General features: G+C 48.7%; 18 protein-coding genes and 1 pseudogene. 1 reads left to right on the top strand and 18 read right to left on the bottom strand.

Annotation, left to right across the window (positions count from 1 at the left end; genetic code table 11):
- Positions 1-38: 38 nt before the first annotated feature.
- The 8 genes from ACYUBO_RS00360 to budA all read right to left on the bottom strand — a co-directional run bounded on the left by ACYUBO_RS00360 (position 39) and on the right by budA (position 7,091).
- Positions 39-611, bottom strand: coding sequence for a flagellin (locus ACYUBO_RS00360; protein WP_460371504.1), 573 nt, complete (start codon positions 609-611; stop codon positions 39-41).
- A complete protein-coding gene (locus ACYUBO_RS00355; protein WP_460371502.1) occupies positions 604-1,143 on the bottom strand; it encodes an archaellin family protein in 540 nt (179 codons plus the stop codon). The genes ACYUBO_RS00360 and ACYUBO_RS00355 overlap by 8 nt, the downstream gene beginning before the upstream one ends.
- Positions 1,133-2,461: a mannose-1-phosphate guanylyltransferase/mannose-6-phosphate isomerase gene (locus ACYUBO_RS00350; RefSeq protein WP_460372420.1), complete on the bottom strand. Its 1,329-nt coding sequence runs from the start codon at positions 2,459-2,461 to the stop codon at positions 1,133-1,135. The genes ACYUBO_RS00355 and ACYUBO_RS00350 overlap by 11 nt, the downstream gene beginning before the upstream one ends.
- Before the next feature lie 79 nt (positions 2,462-2,540).
- Entirely contained in the window at positions 2,541-3,719 is a 1,179-nt protein-coding gene (locus ACYUBO_RS00345; protein ID WP_460371500.1) for an ABC transporter permease, read from the bottom strand.
- Positions 3,716-4,387, bottom strand: coding sequence for an ABC transporter ATP-binding protein (locus ACYUBO_RS00340; protein WP_460371498.1), 672 nt, complete (start codon positions 4,385-4,387; stop codon positions 3,716-3,718). The genes ACYUBO_RS00345 and ACYUBO_RS00340 overlap by 4 nt, the downstream gene beginning before the upstream one ends.
- On the bottom strand, positions 4,384-5,511 hold the full coding sequence (locus ACYUBO_RS00335) for a COG1361 S-layer family protein (protein WP_460371496.1): 1,128 nt from the start codon (positions 5,509-5,511) through the stop codon (positions 4,384-4,386). The genes ACYUBO_RS00340 and ACYUBO_RS00335 overlap by 4 nt, the downstream gene beginning before the upstream one ends.
- Positions 5,511-6,173, bottom strand: coding sequence for a YIP1 family protein (locus ACYUBO_RS00330; RefSeq protein ID WP_460371494.1), 663 nt, complete (start codon positions 6,171-6,173; stop codon positions 5,511-5,513). The genes ACYUBO_RS00335 and ACYUBO_RS00330 overlap by 1 nt, the downstream gene beginning before the upstream one ends.
- 93 nt (positions 6,174-6,266) lie before the next feature.
- The gene (gene budA / locus ACYUBO_RS00325; RefSeq protein ID WP_460371492.1) at positions 6,267-7,091 is read right to left on the bottom strand and encodes an acetolactate decarboxylase; all 825 of its coding nucleotides are present in this window, start codon (positions 7,089-7,091) and stop codon (positions 6,267-6,269) included.
- 264 nt (positions 7,092-7,355) lie between these two features.
- Between budA and ACYUBO_RS00320 the strand changes: the two genes are divergently transcribed.
- Positions 7,356-7,775 (top strand): ATP-binding protein, encoded by a 420-nt coding sequence (locus ACYUBO_RS00320; RefSeq protein ID WP_300329947.1) that lies wholly within the window; start codon positions 7,356-7,358, stop codon positions 7,773-7,775.
- Between the two features lie 11 nt (positions 7,776-7,786).
- On the opposite strand, the gene ACYUBO_RS00315 is transcribed toward ACYUBO_RS00320, so the two are convergent.
- From ACYUBO_RS00315 to ribH, 10 genes and pseudogenes are all read right to left on the bottom strand, one after another.
- Positions 7,787-8,731 (bottom strand): cation diffusion facilitator family transporter, encoded by a 945-nt coding sequence (locus tag ACYUBO_RS00315; protein WP_460371490.1) that lies wholly within the window; start codon positions 8,729-8,731, stop codon positions 7,787-7,789.
- Between the two features lie 52 nt (positions 8,732-8,783).
- Positions 8,784-9,914: a glycosyltransferase gene (locus tag ACYUBO_RS00310; protein WP_460371488.1), complete on the bottom strand. Its 1,131-nt coding sequence runs from the start codon at positions 9,912-9,914 to the stop codon at positions 8,784-8,786.
- 7 nt (positions 9,915-9,921) lie between these two features.
- On the bottom strand, positions 9,922-11,424 hold the full coding sequence (locus ACYUBO_RS00305; protein ID WP_460371486.1) for a glycosyltransferase family 39 protein: 1,503 nt from the start codon (positions 11,422-11,424) through the stop codon (positions 9,922-9,924).
- Positions 11,425-11,720: 296 nt separating this feature from the next.
- Positions 11,721-12,818: a transposase gene (locus ACYUBO_RS00300; protein ID WP_460371484.1), complete on the bottom strand. Its 1,098-nt coding sequence runs from the start codon at positions 12,816-12,818 to the stop codon at positions 11,721-11,723.
- A gap of 324 nt (positions 12,819-13,142) precedes the next feature.
- Positions 13,143-13,433: an asparagine synthase-related protein gene (locus ACYUBO_RS00295; protein ID WP_460372418.1), complete on the bottom strand. Its 291-nt coding sequence runs from the start codon at positions 13,431-13,433 to the stop codon at positions 13,143-13,145.
- Positions 13,434-13,569: 136 nt separating this feature from the next.
- A complete protein-coding gene (locus ACYUBO_RS00290; RefSeq protein ID WP_460371482.1) occupies positions 13,570-14,997 on the bottom strand; it encodes an IS1634 family transposase in 1,428 nt (475 codons plus the stop codon).
- A gap of 221 nt (positions 14,998-15,218) precedes the next feature.
- Positions 15,219-15,413, bottom strand: a pseudogene (locus ACYUBO_RS00285) (DUF4277 domain-containing protein); the annotation flags it as partial.
- Between the two features lie 107 nt (positions 15,414-15,520).
- Positions 15,521-17,176 carry a flippase-like domain-containing protein gene (locus tag ACYUBO_RS00280; RefSeq protein ID WP_460371480.1) on the bottom strand — a complete coding sequence of 552 codons (1,656 nt, stop codon included), beginning with the start codon at positions 17,174-17,176 and terminating at the stop codon, positions 15,521-15,523.
- Positions 17,173-18,306, bottom strand: coding sequence for a pyridoxal phosphate-dependent aminotransferase (locus ACYUBO_RS00275; protein ID WP_460371478.1), 1,134 nt, complete (start codon positions 18,304-18,306; stop codon positions 17,173-17,175). The genes ACYUBO_RS00280 and ACYUBO_RS00275 overlap by 4 nt, the downstream gene beginning before the upstream one ends.
- The gene (gene ribH, locus ACYUBO_RS00270; protein WP_292737109.1) at positions 18,303-18,710 is read right to left on the bottom strand and encodes a 6,7-dimethyl-8-ribityllumazine synthase; all 408 of its coding nucleotides are present in this window, start codon (positions 18,708-18,710) and stop codon (positions 18,303-18,305) included. Before ribH ends, ACYUBO_RS00275 begins: the two co-directional genes overlap by 4 nt.
- Positions 18,711-18,721 lie beyond the last annotated feature (11 nt).

Genomic DNA, 18,721 nt, shown 5'->3' with positions numbered 1-18,721 from the left:
TGTTATTCATGAATATTGAGCCTTCGGATTTAATCATCTCATCCGACCCGGGTATACCGGGTGAGGGATGCAGGAAATTTAAGAGGAATCTGGATGGGATGCACACCCGGTGTGATTATCTCAATCGTGGGTGAATGGCCCGGCTTGCAATTTGATAAGTACATCGGACGTATAAAGAGCGTCACCATATCCCCGGAGCAGAGTATCGGATCCTGATCGGGTGGTGCCGGTGAATTGATGGAAAAGTAATGAGCTGTTGGAAGAGGCGTATAGAGAGGATCGTTTGGAGCGATGGTCTCATACGTATTCCTGCCGATGAGGTTGATGGTTACCATCCGGAGATCCACTGGATCCGAACCCGGAAGAAGCCTGATGGGAACGAGGATACCTTCAGCAATCCTGGGATCATTATTCAGGTCAACTGCATAGATCGATCCGGCAACAACTAGGCTTGATCCAGCTCTGGACAGACCCTCATGCACCTTGGAACCTGCATCATCAGAGATGCCCATACCTGCACTGATGATCACATGAGAGAAGACTGCACCGACAACCACAAACGCAATCAGGATAATCGCTGATTCAAGCCCGGTGAGGCCATTCTCATCCACTACCCACCTCGTAGTAGTTTTTCCGTGCAAGAGCAGGGGGCACCTGGCACCGGACATTGACAGGTACACCCAGGAGGGGATTTATTATAAGGGTAAATGGAGTGTCTGCTGTCAGTACTCCGGCATCGGGAAGTATTTCAACCTTAAGAATCTCATCCTCTGAGAGGAAGCCATCCTCCGTGACCTGATTATGCCATGAGAGTACAACCGAAGACGAAGGGATCTCATATATCCCAACAGGTGTCAGAATTGAGAACCTGATTGCGGATACCGGCACAGGCTCGCCCATTGCCTCACAAGAGAAGAAGAGTTTTTCGATATAGTGAGTCGTATCATCTGCCCGGCCGACGACTGAACCCATGACCATCACTGCTGTTCCCGATCTCCCGCCATCAAGCACCACTTCTTTCGCCTTATCTGAAGAGGAGAAACCTGCTCCAAGAATCGCAAATGAAAAGATCCCGGCTACAACGATAAACGCAATCAGGACAATTGCCGCCTCGAGCCCCGAGAAGCCATCCTCACCTGCCATAGATATCATTAAGCCTGATGATATCATCCTCGCCGAGATACTCTCCAATCTGTACCTCGATCATCTCAAGCGGGATCTTCCCCTGGTTTTCGAGCCGGTGGACTGCACCTGCACGGACGAAGGTCGATTCGCCCTGTGTGAGTACCTGGGTGGTGCCATCTATCCGGACATGGGCACACCCCGAGACGACAACCCAGTGCTCGCTCCTGTGCTGGTGCTGCTGGAGCGAGAGAGATGCACCCGGTTTTACCGTGATCCGCTTGATCTTAAAGAACTGTGATTCTTCAAGTACCAGATAGGTTCCCCAGGGACGATGGACGAGACGATGCTCTTCAACCGTCCTGTCATGGAGCGCTGAAAGAGCCGATACCACCTCGCGGACACGCTCTGTTGCATTCCTGTGGCAGACAAGGAGTGCATCGTCGGTATCCACCACAACAAGATCCGAGACCCCGACAGCTGCAACCCGTTTTCCTTCAGGGTGAATGAATGTACATCCAATGGAATCGAGCATGAAGGCTTCACCGACATTGTCATCCTGATCAGGGCCTGTTGCATCATGCAGTGCAGAGAAGGTGCCAAGGTCGCTCCATGGAACGGTCAGGGGAACAACCGCCACCCGTGATGAATGCTCGAGGAGACCATAATCAACCGAGATGGAGGGGATCCGTGGGTAGGCATCAGGAAGATCCGCATCGGCAATCTCCGGTGCATATTTGCTGCATTCCTCAAAGAATACACGGGGCGTCATCAGGAAGATACCGGCGTTCCAGAGGGCTCCATCCGCGATGAACTGCTCTGCGGCCACCGGATCAGGTTTCTCATGGAATGCACCTACCGTATAGCCGTTTGAGAGGGGAACGCCGGGAGAGATGTATCCGTAACCGGTATGCGGACGATCGGGAACAACACCGAAGGTAACGAGGCGATCTGCTGCGAGCGGAGCTGCACTGGCAACCACCTCTTCCATCCCGGTCCCGATCAGGTGATCGGTCGGATAGATGATAACCGGCTTATCGGGATCGGTTTCGAAGAGGCGCATCCCCCAGGCAATCGCTGGGAGTGTGTTTCTACCACATGGCTCGATCAGGATCCGATCATCGATCACCTCATCCCCAAGCTCTTCAATCTGATTTTTCACAAGAAACTCGTAGTCTGCCCCGGTCACCACGACTATCTCTTCAGGGGAAGAGAGGAGGCGGGATCTCTGGTATGCCTGCTGGAAGAGCGTCTCATCAAAGAGATTGATGAACTGCTTCGGGCATCTGCTTCGGGAGAGTGGCCAGAGACGGGTCCCGCTCCCGCCTGCAAGAAGAATCGTCCTGATACCGGATCACCTTTCCTGTACATTCTCAAAGATAAGGGATAATTCTTTTCAATCCAACTTCCGGAAGAGGTTATTCATGCCGAAGCGCCTCAATCGGATTTGCTTCCGATGCCTTCCATGCCGGGTAGAGCCCTGAGAGGACCGATGTCCCCACCCCAAAGAGCATGCCGAGGGGAATATAGATGAGGCTTGAAGGGGCAAGGAGATAGCTCGTATTCTCGAGCATGATCAAAAGAGCGATATACCCTCCTGCAACTGAGAGGAGACCTCCGACAAGGGAACCGGCGATCCCAAGCAAAAGCGATTCATAGAAGAACATACGTCGTATCTCCCGCCTGAGGCATCCGATTGAACGGAGGACACCGATCTCACGGTACCGCTCCATCACCGACATCATCATCACATTGAAGATCGATACACCGGCAACAATGAGGGATATTCCACCGATCGCAATGGTAAATGTTGAGATCCTGCCAAAGGTTTCAAGGATGGTCGAGAGAATGGCACGGGTATCATAGACATCCACCTCGGTCTCTCTCCGGTTCAATGAGGTTTCTATCGACTCCTTCACCGCTTCGATCTCATCCAGGCTCCGTACCTTCACAATGACGCTATTGTACCCTTCCGGGCTATACATGCTCTCAAACCACCGATCAGAGACGATGATTGCATTATCGCTGTTGATGTCAAAACCCATCCCCCGCTCTTCCAGAATGCCCACAACCCGGAGGCTCTGGCCAACAGTCCCGATCGAAAAGCGGCTCCCTGTCTTGAGTGAATAGGTCTCGGCAAGGCGGGGGCCGACCATTGCACCGGAAGCCCCCCTGAGGTACTGTCCGTCTGATAGTTCCAGAAGGAGCGGGACATCTGATGTCCTCATTCCATAGATGGCAGCAAATCCGGTCTCCCCGCCGACCCTTATCCGCTCTCCGCCCGAATAGACAGGGATCGCGGTATGGGGAGCCGATGCACGGATGATCCGCTCCAGCTGGCGGGAGGTGATCAGGTCATCTGAAGCAATCCCCCCGCCACGCCCCATGACACTTCCCCCTGTGTGCGGCACGACAACGATCGTATCTCCAACAGTGGTCAGATCCTCAGATATTGAGAGGACGAGGGATGAGCCGAGGATTCCCATAGAGGTGATTGCAACAACACCGATGATGATGCCGATCATTGCCAGAAGGGATCGGAGCCAGTGGAGCCTGAGGTTCCTGACGGCGAAGAGGAAGAATATCGGCCGGTTCATTGTATCCTCCCATCGACAATTTTGATCACGCGATCGGCATACCGGGAGAGGGTCGGATCGTGCGTAACCATGATAATCGTCTTCCCTTCCTCCTTCTGAAGACGTGAGAGGAGATCCATGATCTGGGCGCCGGTTTTTGTGTCGAGGTTCCCTGTTGGCTCATCCGCAAGCAGGATCTCAGGGTTGTTAATCAATGCCCGTGCAATCGCCACCCGCTGCTGCTGGCCGCCGGATAGTTCTGAGGGTTTATGTTCGAGCCGATCCTCGCTGATACCGACAGCCGAGAGAATGTTCATGCACCGATCTGTGCACACATCTGCGCCTCCATTAAGGATGAGTGGGAGCCTGACGTTCTCAATTGCAGAGAGAAGCGGGATTAAATTGAACTGCTGGAAGATGAAGCCGAGATGCCGGCGGCGCAGGATCGTCAGATCATCATCATTCAACTCGCCGATATTCTGGCCGTTTATGAAGACCCCACCATCTGTTGGGGTGTCAAGACACCCCATCATATTCAAAAGAGTGGATTTTCCTGAGCCTGAGGGGCCCATGATCGCGATGAACTCCCCCTCCTCGATTGAGAGGCTCACATGATCCAGAGCAGTGACGTCTCCGCTCTTCAGGGAGTATATTTTCGTCACATCCTGGAACCGGATCGCTGCCTTCATCGCTTCTTACGCGAGTAGAGGAGTGCTCCGGCGACGATCACAACAGAGAGCCCGATGATCCCAATCACCATCGGGGATATGCCATCCTGTTCCGCAACAGGCATCGGTCCTGATTGAATCGTCACATGGGTAACCTCCTCGTAGAGATTCCCATCATCATCCCGGTACCTGGTCACAAGAGGTACTGTCTCGGCATCTTTTGCAGTGAATGTCACCTCGAACGAGGAGAAGTCATCTGCATCAAGTGCACCAACAACATAGACCCGGAAAGGATCGATCGGCTCAGCGGGATCCTTTGTTGTCATCACGACAGAGCGGGCAGTTTCAAGGCCGGCATTCGAGACATCCCCGGTGATCCGGTATCCACCGGCAATTGATGTGACCTCCACATTCGAAACGATCGGCTCAGGAACCCTCTTTGCGGTGCCAGGCACAACCGGGATGGTGAGGGGGACGGTTTGCCGGTTCTGGCCATTGCGGTATTCGACATTGAAGGTGATATCGCCTGTTCCTGTTGGGGTGACAGAAAATTCAGCTTCTTTTTTCTCTCCCGGTTGGAGAGTGCCAATGAAGATACTTGTTGGGACAGTATCTGCTATTCCTGTCTGCGGGGTGATAGTGACACCGGAGAGTGAATTTTCACGCGGATTACCGACAGAGACAACAACCACATCTTTCTTTCCCTCCATGAAGGTATCAGGGCGGGTTTTGATACCGGCTTCAATCGGAGTTTTATCCACCTTCAGTGAAATCGGAAACATCATATTGCCACTCGGGACAAAATTCAGGGAGAAGCGGGGATAGAAGATACCCTCCTCGTTTCCTGCACGTATAGTAAAACTGGTTGTCATCGTATCCCCAGCACCCAGCCTACCCACTCCGATGTAATGCGGACTCTCGATGACATAGATACTCCGGGTTCCCTGAAGGTTTACTCGTGATAATTCAACCGAATCAGTGCCTGTATTTTTAATGACGATAGTTACTGTTCCGGTATCATGGGGGAAGAAGACCTCAGGATCGAGAGAGACATCGATCACACCTATCTGGGAAGCGGTGCTGGTTCCAACTATCCCACATGTCAGTGCAATGCTAAGAACCAGCAGGATCATTACTTTTTTCATCAGAATACCCCATATGATGCGATGACTATAATCAGATAAAGGACTACCGGGATAATAACTGTGATCCCTGAATCCCGTGCTGTAAGCTTTCGTGCATGACGGATCCCATAGTACCAGATGTTTGCCGCCCAGATCATGAAGACAACGGAAAGGAATGTCTGGAGAAGGGTGAAGTCCGCCATTACCGGCTGGTTCATGAATGCCTCGACCGCCTCTTCGGCAGCTGTCGTGTCCATGATGTCACGTATAACCGGGGCAACCACCTGATCGGCGACCATCGCAAGATACGCAATCCCGATTCCGGCGGCGGCAATCAGTGGAGCCATCCCATACCCGACTGCTTCAAGCACTTTCTTCATCGAACCTTCACCATGGAAGGCCATGCTTACCAGATAGAAGAGAACCGCTGCAACAATCCAGACTATGATACCTCCAACGAAGCCACCGATCGCTCCAAAGATCGCAATGACACCCCCATACCCTTCGAGGGCAACATCGTACATCGGGGCCATAAGAGCGGCCATCTGGTACCCGGCAACTGCCGAGAGGATACTATAGATAATGACTATTCCAAACGGCACTGCAAATGCCGCCTCCTCTTTTGAAAGCTCCCCAAAGAACTCTTCAGGCCTGAAGAGTGCTGTTATAATTTTTGATGCCATACGCTGTTCACCACCGGCACCAGATTCAGGTGCCTGAGAATGTAAAACATATGTTACATTTGCACTTAATCCTTATCATCATGAAAATCCCGCCTAATCCTGCCCCGGACGTTCGACTACCGTAAGCTCATCCGAGAGATCAGCTGTGAGATCTGCATCTATGAAACCTCCTTCTGTCGGAAGCCGCATCATGAAGTTAAGGGTTTCATCAAGTGATACAGTTACAGAATCAAGGGAAAAATCCACAATATGGCCTCCGACACTCCGATCATCGCTGATGAAATGGAGATGATATCCCGGAACATTCAATCCGGCAACATACGCAGGAAGACGGAAGCCGACAGCAGTTCCGCTGATGTTGGTATGGGTTGCCATATACTGATCAGCCAGGGCATTGACAAGGCGAGGGTATGGCCGCTCCTGCCTGTGAGGGGCACGAACCGTCACCTTCGGGAACATCCCGTCTATCCGGATCGCATATTTCAGGTTCTCCGACCTGATTGTTCCATCAATATATTCCTCAAATTCAGCAAAATTTCCGGTCGATAGATGTGGTATCGTGATATCGGGATCAAAAAAAGTCACTGCTGCAAGCGGAACCAGAAGATCCAGAGGAGCAACCACAACCGATCCATCTGCACGTGCCTGGTAGACAACACCGTCAACCATGATCAGCTCCCCATCAAGCGAGTCGAAGGTCCCGATCCCGAGATCGCCGTAAAGGCTCAGATCCGATACCGGCATTACGCCATCATAGACGCTCTCAAGGAGGGCATCTATCGTTGAGACCTGAAAGATGATCTCGCGATCAGGCAGGGGTTGAACGTCTGGTGTTAAACCGCTGATGAGCAGTGTGCCACCGGCACCGATGAAAATACCAATCAGAAGAACGATGAAGAGATATGAGGGGGTGCGCATACATCTCACTCTGCAATCATACTATTTCAGCATGCCTGAGAACCCGGCAGAGTCCATCAGTACTGCCCCAAATCCCCAGCCCGGTATCCGGGTTCTCCACAATGAAGATCCACATTATCTCCCTCTTCTCTTCCCTGTACGATCATAATAGAACTGTGATAGATCAACGATTGTCATAATCCAACCTCTCTCTCACCCTTATGGATGAACTGCATCGGAGAGGGAAGGAATATTTCATTATGAACATAACAGATTACATATCCGATGCTCGCGAGCAGAATATTCCCGGCTGAAATACAATCCCTTACGGATCTGGCGGATTTTTTGGAGGAGACACTGGAAAAAGCCGGTGCAGAGCCAAAAGAGATTTTTGATATCCAGCTTGCAGCAGATGAGATCTTTACGAATATTTCATCCTATGCATATGGAGAGGAGCAGGGAGTGGTAGAAGTGATGGTAAAGTGTTCAGAGGAGGAGATCAGTATCGCCCTTATCGACTCTGGAAAACCATTTAACCCGCTCTGCCTGCCACCTCCGGATATAACCCTCGGGATTGATGAGCGGAAGATTGGGGGGCTTGGCATCTATCTCGTCAGGGAGATGATGGATGGTGTATCCTATCTCCGGGAGAATGGGAAAAATATTCTTGCCATCGAAAAAAGGCGGGTTAAGAAGAGAGAATAGGGGAGTTACAATCACTCTCTTCGTGCAGGGCAGAGAGCAACACCGCACTCCTCACATGCCTCATGGCAGGGCTCCATATGGACGGTGACATGGCACCTCGGGAACTCTGTCTTCAGATCTGCCTCCAGGTGGTCTGCCAGATCATGGGCTGTGCTGAGGAGGATATCATTCTCAAACATCACATGGAACTCAATGAACCTCTCAGGGCCGGATCTCCTTGTTCTCAGGCCATGGAAGTTCACATAATCAGTGCAGTGAGCAATCAGGATCTCCCTGATCCGCTCCACCTCTTCTTCAGGGAGACGGGTGTCAAGGAGATCGGCAAGCGATCGCCTCACAAGGCCGATCCCTGTCCTGATGATGACAAGTGCCACACCAAGGGCGATGATTGCATCAAGAAGGAGTATGCCGGTGAAATGTATCAGGATAAGTCCGGCAAAGACACCGACCGATGTATAGACATCAGTCCTCAAATGCCAGGCATCGCTCTCAAGTGCAATCGATTCGGTCTTTTTGGCGATCTTCATCATCCTGTGGGATATCAGGATATTTGCTATCGCAGATACGCCGACTGCCACCATCCCGAGCCCGAGAAGATCGGGGTCGAGGGTGCTCTCCCCCCGCATCAGGGCAGTTGAAGCTTCATAGATGAGGAATAATGCTACAAGCAGGATCAGTGTCGCCTCGATGAGTCCCGAGAGCGACTCAAATTTTCCATGCCCGTATGTATGCTGATCATCCGGTGGATGCGCAGATTTCCTGACGGCAAAATATGCGATAGATGAGGCGATGATGTCGGTTGCCGAGTGTACTGCATCAGAGATGATCGCAACCGATCCGGTGAGAAAACCAATCGCCAGCTTCAGGATGACGAGGAAGGTGTTGCTTGCGATTGCAACCCCTGCGATCTGCTTCTTTTCGCGGGTGGCCGGGTCGTCTGGGCGGGGAGGGAGCATTGTCCTATCCTGTTTTTGTGGAAGAGAGGAAAAATATTGGTATTGAGGGATCTCAGTTCTGCTTGGGAACTCCGCCCTTCCAGGTAAGATGGCGGTTTAAGAAGAAGTTCCAGAGGAATGCTACCAGTATGCCTGCAAGATTTGCAACCATGTAATAGATTCCGCCAAATTCCGTGAGGAGATAGAGAACTCCAAGATTTATGAGCAGGCCCCCTGCGGCGATGATATGGAAAGCAAATAATCGCTTAATCCAGGAGTAGCGGTGAATCACTCTCCGGGATGAGAACGTCCAGAGATCATTTAAGATGAAATTATTCAGGATGGAGAGTTCAATCGCCACCACCGCGGATACCAGGTAATATAACCCTGCATACTCCGTCAGCAGGTACAAAAGCCCCATATTGACGACGAACCCGGAGAGGGCGACAAGGCCAAACTTGATCAGCCTCATCCATTCGGAGTAGACATGACCTGTCCGTGAGATCAGGGCAGAGAGTGCAATGGAGCTCACCTGGGCAGCATACTCAGTCATAGTGCTCATCCTGAGTTTGCTCTCTCCTGCCTCCCGATCATGGAATGTGAAGGGAAGCTCGGTTACTGTCACCCATCTGCCTCTTCCCAAAACTTCTAAGAGTATCTTATATCCCCTGGGGCGGAGAGGGGCATCAGAGACGACTGATCGTTTGAGGGCGAAGAAGCCGCTCACCGGATCGGTTACTTCAGGGACAAGAATCCGGGCAAGGCCTGTTGCGCCAAGGGAGATGATCCGGCGCTTCAATGGCCAGTCTTCGATTCCACCACCTTTGAGATAACGGCTTCCGACTACGATATCGGCACCTGAACAGACAGCATTGTACATATCCGGGATCATTGATGGAGGATGCGAAAAGTCTGCATCAATAACAAGAAGGATATCGCCCTTTGCTGCTGAAAATCCTTCAACAACCGACTGTGAAAGGCCCGGATCGTCCTCCCTGACAATAATACGGACTTCAGGGTTGGATGCTGCGATCTCCTGAACAATCCGGATCGTGCCGTCACGCGAAGAGTCATCAACAACCAGCACTTCTCCATGAATACCACTGTTCCTGAGGATAGAAAGAATTGAATCTATCATCCGACCGATATTCGCTGCTTCATTGAAGGTTGGTATAATAATGGAGAGTTTGGGATTCCCTGTCAACAGCACATCACTCCGGGATCACAAAGAGGTGTATCCCGGTCAGCGAACCAGCATACCCGGTATTCTTCTCAAGCCATGCATATGCTCCACCAGATGGATCTGCCGCAAAGATGTCGCCGGTCACAATAAAGAAGATCCTGTTATCCTGATGAGAAATTCGGATAGTTTCGAGATCATCTGCAGTATTAGCAGCTGATTGAAGTGTTCCATCTAAAGTATATGAATAGTAATAGTTAAAAGGCTGATGCATATAGCTCGGAACTAGAACTATTACATCTCCTGGCTCCGTTATCTCAGAGAGCACTCCTGAGAAACCCCGCCAGTCATTCTTTGAATAGGTTGTATAATACCCCGCGAGGAACGGCACCTGGATGAGGCAGAGGACAAGAACGGCTACGCCGAGCACGTGGGGGGAGCGGAAACCCTCGGGAATAAGCCTGAATACAGCAGCCATACCAAATATAAAGGGGAGGAAGATAGGCATTAAATATCGGGGATTCATCGGCATTGAATGTGAGAGAATGACTGAGATAAAAATGGTTATTATCATAATAAGGAGAAGAAATATTCCAATTTCCCACCTATTACGAAGTATACCAAACATACCCCCGAGGAAAAGAAGGGAGAATAATGCCGCAATTATCGAATTAAATCCTGAAAAGGAGACAAATGTAGAGATTATTAGTTCTAAGCCCTGTACCCCATATACAGCACCAATATCAGTAATCGCGAAAAATAGATTAAAAACTACGATAATTAGAGGCAAAAGAGTTATCCCAAGAATTGAGACACCAATTGCAAAGGGTAGAATATTCCGCTCCTTTTGATAATAATCTCGACCCCGAGTGAATAATTCGAATAGAATCATTACACCAACTGGAATAATTGTATAAAAATGTGTCCAGATTGTAAGTGATCCAGCTAGAGCAAAAAGTGACCAATGAATGGTTGCCCCATGGCGTCTGGCAACACAATATAACCAAAATGTTAGTGTGAAGAAAAAAAGAGCCATTGTATATGAGCGTGCATCCTGTGAATAATAGATATGAAATGGTGAGATAACAATGAGAGCAGATGCAATAATACCAGTTTGTTTATCAATTAGCTCACGACCTGCAAGATAAAACAAAGGAATTGTTAGCGCACCAAAGAGTGCAGGTAGGAGTCGAAGGATAAACTCACTATCTCCAAAAAAGAGCATAATATGCTCCATCCAGTAGAAAAGCGGAGGGTGAAATTCCCCACCCCCGCCTACAGTCAACATCCAAATATCAACTATTGACTTGCGAGAAAAAACAAGAGTAGATGCCTCATCAAGCCAGATTGAGTTGAATCCGAGCTGATAGAAGCGAAGGAAAAGACCCATGAATGTCAGGAAAAAAACCAGTTGAAAAGTACGGTTGAATTTTATCATTTCGAAAAAGGATTTCTTATTATATTGATAATTTCTTTCAACCATAGATGTATTTTTGCCATCATCAGGAATCTTTGTAGTTTTCTTTTTTCCCATATGAAGAGTTTGGTTGTTTCAAGGATATTAATATCCCGCTTAGACCAGTATGAGCCCATCAAAACAACACCCCTCCTGATTTGATGGGATGAAATTCTGGGTCATTTGTTCCGTCAGATCTCCATTAAGAGCACTGAGGATCTCTCTCAGCAGCTCAACATCCCTACCCTTGTCTTGAACAGCGATACGGTTCCACTGCCAGATTACCCAAAAACCCATTGAAAAGACAAAGCTATCGCTCTCTTTATTCCCCTCTCACCAAGGGGTTTGCCTCTTCTGACTGCAGGAATCAGTCCTCAGAATAACGTACTCAGGTGTGTCGGGTTCTTCACCCCGGCACGCAACCCCGTCAGGAGGAGCATTTGATAAACAACAAAGTTGAGGATTATATAGAGTTCCCGGCTTTCATGCTGAATCCTCCTGAGGTGAAAGGTAACTGATGCCTTCATCCGGGCATGTACCCGTTCACACTCACCACGGCTTCGCATGATTGCTGAGAATTCAGGGTCGAGAAGATTCTTGTTTCGGAAATGCATCCCGACCTGTTCCACTCTTCCGTTCTGGAAGAGGAATCTCAACTGTTGAGCCAGGGGAGCGTGGATATCTCCCCCTGCTCTCCAGAGCTTGTTGACCCAGTGTCTGATTCTCTCAACATTTCCTTCATTCTGGAGAACTGCTCCTTCCCGGATATCGATACAGGGTCGGGCATTCAGATGATACCAAACCTGAGCATGTGCTTCAAATGAGTCATATCCTGCATCAAGCAGCACATTGATGAGCCGTGGATTCAATGTCTTCACCCGTTTAAGAAGAGGTAGAAGATGAGATGGATCAGCATCGGTTCCATACGAATAGACCATTGCAAGAGGGTATGGTCCCAGATGGAAGATATGCGCTTTATCCATCTTCACCGAGTAGTGCGGATGAAACGGAGCATATTTGTCGTACCGGGAAGCTTCAATCGGAGTTGAATCAATGATACCTACCATCTCATTCTGTGCCCAGAGAAGGATTGCCTCGCCGACAAGGTGCATGAGCCGTTTCATCCCCTTGACTCCGAGACGGTATTTCACGAAGTAGTGGAGTGTTGCTGAATTGGGTATGATGTACCCATCTTCGCCCAACTCTGCCCCAAGATGAAAACAATCCTCGTCTGTCAGGAGAAGAATTGTCCGGGCATAGGATTGTTTCCTGAAACACTTGATGATAAGGAGTTTCAGCAGGAGATGAACCGGATAACGGAATCTGGTGCTTCCTGTGGGGTAGTATTCTCGTTCAATGGTCTGTGCAATTGTGTGCAGATGCGATGAACTCAGGAATTCTGAGATAGAGGTTCCCTGTTCAATCTCTTTAATTCGACCTGCTTTTTCCGAGAACTCAATGCTGGAGTCCATGAGCCAGTCGTACGCTGAGTATATAAACCTGACTGAAAACCCCTCTTAGGGGCGCAAAAAAGGTGAGAAGACCAGGAAAAATGAGGGAAATAACGTATAAATTGATGGGATTTTTCAGAAGAGCGCAGAATGACGGAAAAATGGGGAGGTTTTATAAGTCAGATCGGTGGTTTGATGGGCTCAAAGGTCACTCTCGTCAATTTCTGTCACTCATGTTCTCGATATAAGGGTTGTATTCTCCCTTTGGTTATGGAATTTTGTCATTTCTGCCCACCCCCAAGGGGATACCCCACTATATCCTTCAGGTCTCTGGTACTTGCAATCTTAAGGGTCGCCGCGCATGTCAATACACTGCCTGAGCCAGAGTTCGGTGCAGATGATCCGCCAGAGCTCGCCTGAATAGGATGAACGTCCCTCGACGAAGTCACGGTAGCTTGCAAGTACCTCATCTGCATTCCAGTAGGGGCGTGATATGAATGAGGGGGAGGTGAGGAGCTTTAGGATTTCGGGTTGCATTGCCTCTCTCATCCAGACCTCCTCCGGTGTTGAGAAGCCGCGCTTGTCCATCCGGCACCTGATCGCCTCAGGCAGGAGTCCTTTTGTTGCCTTTCTCAGAATATATTATTTTGTAACCTAAGTTTGCCACTTTGGCTTCGGCCACCAAATGGGAGCATCCACTATCGTGATCTTATTTTTCCAGAATTTCATCGAGAAACTGTATTTGACAGTTGACGATTTTCCCATCAATATTTCATGTAACTGCCCAATTATGCCGTAAAACCATCGTGTTAATGGCATCAAAATTGGAGTGAATGAACCTTTTTGTCTTCCTCATCCACGAATCAACCGTAACTGTCAAATTCAATAGCGCCGTTTTGATGAATTTTGTTGATGTATGCTTCAGTTCCGGGATCTCAAATCGGATCAGGGAGACAAACAACTGTGCAATAAACCCAATGATTAGAGCGCCATAAATGCTATTATCAGTCCATACGCGCAATGGTTTGATCTCGATCTCGTTCTTGAGTGAGTTGAATATCTTCTCGATCGAGTCCTTTTTTCGATAGGTCTGGAGAGCTTCAGTAAGTGTCAAATTCTTACTCGATTTCAGGCAGAAGAATCCCTCTCTCCCAGTGATGAACTTCTCTTCAAGAAGCCTGACAGCATCATCTTCAGAGAGTTCAATCAACTTTGTCTGGATGGAGTAGTCCACATCCACAAGAAGATTGTTTATCCGGAATCGTTTCGGAAGAGCCTTATTCTTGTCAATACTCTCCTGAATGGCCTCTGCTTCTTTTATCTCCCGAACGACTTTTCTGGCTCTGGATTCCAGTTGCTCTTTCTGCAGCTTTTCTGAGAAGTAGAGATAGTTCGTACTGTTTGGCTTCTCGAGTTTAATCCCGCGGATTCCTGATTCCTTATCAACCATCTGAGGATTATATGTCTCGAATTCGGCGATTATCTTGTCGTCGCTTTTGTTGAGCTTCTTTCCGGTGATGTACTGGAGATTATCTGCCCGGATCATCTGGGTATTGGTGACACTGTTCGCTCCTTTGTCAAATATTACCAGAGATCCCTCTTTGAGCCGGTTCCTTGACTGCCGATACGTCTTCTTGAAATGGGTCTGATCATTGAGATTGCCGGGTTCAATTGTCATCCCAATTGGGATATTGATCGGGTCGGCAAGTTCTGTGATACCAACGGTGATCTGTTTTTTATCTGGCCGATGATCACGACTGTAGCCATACTTTCCAAGTGGAGCCTTGGTACCGTGAAGAACAATGCTGGTCCAGTCCATGTTGATGTTAGTATGCTCAAATTCATACCTCTCAAACAGGATGTCCTGGATATCGGAGATGATCTCTTCCCGGTTGTCACCAAGGGTTTCAAGGACACGGTAGAGCGTTCTTTCGCTGAATGCAGGGAGAGAGAATTCGGTAAGCACTTCAGGCCGGTTGATCCATTCGTGAGACCGCTTTATGCTGAAGTTATCCGTCATTTTGTAGCTGACAAGAGCTTGAAGCAGATTATTGATGTCGATACCTCTTGTCTTGTGTTTCCCGAAAACAGAGGAGAAATTCAGGGTTTCATACAGCCTTTCAATGAGGAGAAGGGTGCCGATAGGAAAGGATATATTCTCATTCGGCTCAACCTGATTAGTTCTTAGTTTTGTTTGCATTTTTGTCGATACAAACATCACTAAGAACAAATTTATTTCTTGTTAATGGCAAAGTTAGGATCTATCATCTGTTCAGGCGGGTTCGGCAGATCGAAGAAGTGACTGATACAGGGGTTGAGTGCCGTATTCTCAATTATACAGACGAATTACAGGATATAACGCGGCTGTTCGGGCAGGGAGTGGAAAAATATTATGCGTGAAAATTTAGCTGCCGAATGTCGGATATAGAGCCGCCGTTCGACAAAGCCAAGAGAGTTGAGAAGAAGTGCTTTGACAGCGGTGCCGTGGGAGACGATGTGATGCCGTTTCTTGGGTATGAGTTCATCAATGAGATTGCCGATCCCAAGCGAGTCATACACACCGGCAACGAGCCCAAGATGGGATATGGTGACATTCGAGCCATCTACAAGAGCCATAGTGGAACAATTGAATATTAAACATGTACTCTCATATAAAACTATGTACGCAAATGTTTGATAGTTTGATTTTTACTGCCGAAGACCGGGTTTATGTCAATGATCCTTTATTTTTGTCTTTTATCACCAGAAACAACCAGAAGCACACCCATTCCAATTCTTTCCAGGATTCGATCAATTCTGACCCATAATGCTAGCAATCGTTCAGATCCAACCAGTGCAATAAAAGGAGAGAAACAGAGGTAGGTCATACAATTCACACCGGTAAAAGATGAGAAAAGTTGATGCATATCTTTTCGATTATAGAATTTTAGATGTGTCTCACCATAATTACGACCCCTTCCAAAGAGATCCCATAGCAATTCATACATCCCCCAGATTGAACGTTCATTCGGCGTCGTCACTACCAAGCGGCCATTCTCTTTAAGAATCCTATAGGACTCGGATAATGTTGGATTTGGATCGATTAAGTGCTCAATAATCTCAGCACATATAATCCGATTAAAAGCTTCATTTTTAAAGGGAAGATACGATGCATCTGCAATTAAAAAATCTTCATTTGATTGTGATCGGCTACGTGCATATCTGACCGCATTTATATTTGCATCAATACCAATTGCTACTCCAGCCTTATCCCTGCAAATCTCTCTGATCTGAACCCCACTGCCACATGCAATATCCAGAAGAATCTGCCCCTTTTCTAATCGCAGATGTTCTTCAATTGCTGACGTTTTCCTTCTTTGGAAAAACCGTTGAACAAGGAGATCAGAATGGTAAGCTTGTTCATCTATATCTCCATCTATTGAGTTATAGAAATCTATTAAAGATGAATTATCCGTTCGTTTCAGGAGATAAATAAGACCAATTGAATCCACAGATAATTCAGTTATTCGCAGTAGCAATGAGAAAGATACTCCCATCGCCAGAGAGACGCCCAAGGCCACCATTACACTAGCTATACCCGCTTCCTGTAATCCCAGACCGGCAGGTGTCAAAGGAACCATTGAGAGGAGTGTCAGGGTTGGATTCAGGAAAAGACAGTCGATAATTGAAAGGGAAAATATCCCAATTGATAATACCAAAAAAAACCATTCCAGTCCTCTTAATAGCCATCCTACAACGCTAACGAGTAGAATAGTAGGTAATAATCTCTGGATTTTTTTGCTTTCCGCACCAAGATCAAGTGCTTTTTTTGTTATCTCCCTTTGGTGAAAGAGATTATGTACCCATTCCGGAGGATACATCAGAATACCATAAATGAGTATTATACATGAAAGAAATATAACAACCCCAACACTAACAAAAAGAATGTCCTCCCCGAAAAGGGTGTAGTAAAGAAGGGACAAACCAATAATCGCCAAACCTAATTTAAATAGGAGATCGTACAGGAATGTACTGGTTATTCCTGCAATGCCACTTCTGAGTGGAACATTCCTTTGATGAAGTTGATATGCTGTGTATACATATCCGCTTCTCATCGGAGTTACATCCGAGAGAAGCATTCCTGCCATATGAGATAAAAAAACGAATTTAAAACGAATTTTTTGCCCAATCTCTTCAATTACCAACTTAAGTCTATAAGCCATTATCAGGTTGTTCAAAAAATAACAACACATGGCACAGATAATAAGAAGAATGGAGGCATTTTCTAATGTAGTAATTATATCATTTGTACCAATGAAGTAAAAGATATATAAAATTATTATAATGCCAATGAATAATTGTAAAATCCTCATCAAGCGGGATGAGAGAAATCTCCTCACTCCCCACACACCCTATCCATCGCCTCTTCCAGCCGTTCCATCGATGTCGCATAGCTCATCCGAACCCAGCCAGGCGCACAGAACGCCGATCCCGGCGTCACCGCAACATGCTTCTCCTCAAGCCATTCCGAGGCAACGGCACTGTCATCGCCGCCGACATTGGCAAACGCATAGAAGGCGCCGTCAGCTGGCGCACATGCAAACCCGGCCTGCCTGAGCCGTGAGATGACAAAACTCCGGCGTCTGGCGAACTCATCCCGCATCTCTGTAACACAGGACCGATCGCCCTTCAATGCAGCAACTCCGCCCCACATCACAAAAGTCGTCGGGTGGGAGACCGAGTGCTGCTGGATCCGGTTCATATAGTTGATCACCTGCGACGGACCGGCCGCATATCCAAGCCGCCAGCCGGTCATCGCATAGGCCTTTGAGAACCCGTTTATCGTGACCGTCCGCTCTGCCATGTCATGAATCGAGGCAAGCGAGATGTGCTCTGCTCCATCATAGACGAGCTTCTCATAGATCTCATCTGAAAGTGCAAGGAGATCGTGATCGGAACAGAGATCCGCAATCATCCCAAGCGATGAACGTGTCAGGATCGAACCCGTAGGGTTCGATGGCGTATTCACGATGATCATCCTGGTTGCTGGGGTAATCGCCTCCGCAAGCGACTCCCCGGGCTGGAAGGTGACCGGGTCAAGCGGATAATGGATGGCTTTTCCCCCGGCCATCTGGATGCAGGGCTCATAGGAGACCCAGGACGGGTCAAGGATGATGGCTTCATCACCGGGGTTCAGCACCGCCTGGCAGAGGAGCCGGATCGCATCCTTTGCCCCGGCAGTCACGATACAATCGGCCGGTGATGCAGGGACGGCGTTCTCGGTCGAGAATTTTTCAGCAACCGCCTCCAGCAGTTCGGGAATCCCGCGTGAGGGGGCATAGTGCGTCTCTCCCTTGTGCAGGGCATCGATCGCCGCCTCAGTAATATGCGAGGGTGTCGGGAAGTCAGGCTCTCCGATGGAGAGGCTGATCACATCGATCCCGTTCCGTTCCATCTCCTTTGCCCGATCGGCGATCGCCATCGTCGCCGACGGGGTGATCGCAGCGATCGATCGTGATAGATGCCTCATGCCAATCGCTGCACAAGTTTCACTGCGGATTCAACAGCTCTCCGGGCATAGTCAACCCGCTCCTGTGCCTCAAGCCGGGTCATACCGGGACCTGAGATGCCAAGGGCGACCGGCTTCTCGTACTCAAGGGAGAGATCGATGATCTTCCGGGATGCATGCTGAACCACGATCTGGTCATGGCCGGTTGCACCCTCGATGACACAGCCGATTGTTACAACCGCATCGACATTTCCGTCTTTGAGCATCTTCTTGATGGCAAGCGGCATGTCATAGGCTCCGGGAACATATGACCGCTCGATCACCTCTGCTCCAAGGAACTTTGCGTGCTCTTCTGCCTCAATCTCCATCATGTAGGTAATGTCACGGTTGAACTCCGCAACCACAAATCCGAGTTTAATTGTCATAGAATCATCAT

This window comes from Methanocalculus sp. MC3, from assembly GCF_054767395.1.
This window is presented reverse-complemented; position numbering and strand designations above follow the sequence as displayed.

Excerpts from the sequence above, each read along its gene's own strand:
- ACYUBO_RS00355 (WP_460371502.1), bottom strand. The coding sequence starts at position 1,143 with ATGGCAGGTGAGGATGGCTTCTCGGGGCTCGAGGCGGCAATTGTCCTG.
- ACYUBO_RS00345 (WP_460371500.1), bottom strand. The coding sequence starts at position 3,719 with ATGAACCGGCCGATATTCTTCCTCTTCGCCGTCAGGAACCTCAGGCTC.
- ACYUBO_RS00340 (WP_460371498.1), bottom strand. The coding sequence starts at position 4,387 with ATGAAGGCAGCGATCCGGTTCCAGGATGTGACGAAAATATACTCCCTG.
- ACYUBO_RS00335 (WP_460371496.1), bottom strand. The coding sequence starts at position 5,511 with ATGAAAAAAGTAATGATCCTGCTGGTTCTTAGCATTGCACTGACATGT.
- ACYUBO_RS00330 (WP_460371494.1), bottom strand. The coding sequence starts at position 6,173 with ATGGCATCAAAAATTATAACAGCACTCTTCAGGCCTGAAGAGTTCTTT.
- budA (WP_460371492.1), bottom strand. The coding sequence starts at position 7,091 with ATGCGCACCCCCTCATATCTCTTCATCGTTCTTCTGATTGGTATTTTC.
- ACYUBO_RS00320 (WP_300329947.1), top strand. The coding sequence starts at position 7,356 with ATGCTCGCGAGCAGAATATTCCCGGCTGAAATACAATCCCTTACGGAT.
- ACYUBO_RS00315 (WP_460371490.1), bottom strand. The coding sequence starts at position 8,731 with ATGCTCCCTCCCCGCCCAGACGACCCGGCCACCCGCGAAAAGAAGCAG.
- ACYUBO_RS00305 (WP_460371486.1), bottom strand. The coding sequence starts at position 11,424 with ATGGGAAAAAAGAAAACTACAAAGATTCCTGATGATGGCAAAAATACA.
- ACYUBO_RS00300 (WP_460371484.1), bottom strand. The coding sequence starts at position 12,818 with ATGGACTCCAGCATTGAGTTCTCGGAAAAAGCAGGTCGAATTAAAGAG.
- ACYUBO_RS00290 (WP_460371482.1), bottom strand. The coding sequence starts at position 14,997 with ATGCAAACAAAACTAAGAACTAATCAGGTTGAGCCGAATGAGAATATA.
- ACYUBO_RS00275 (WP_460371478.1), bottom strand. The coding sequence starts at position 18,306 with ATGAGGCATCTATCACGATCGATCGCTGCGATCACCCCGTCGGCGACG.
- ribH (WP_292737109.1), bottom strand. The coding sequence starts at position 18,710 with ATGACAATTAAACTCGGATTTGTGGTTGCGGAGTTCAACCGTGACATT.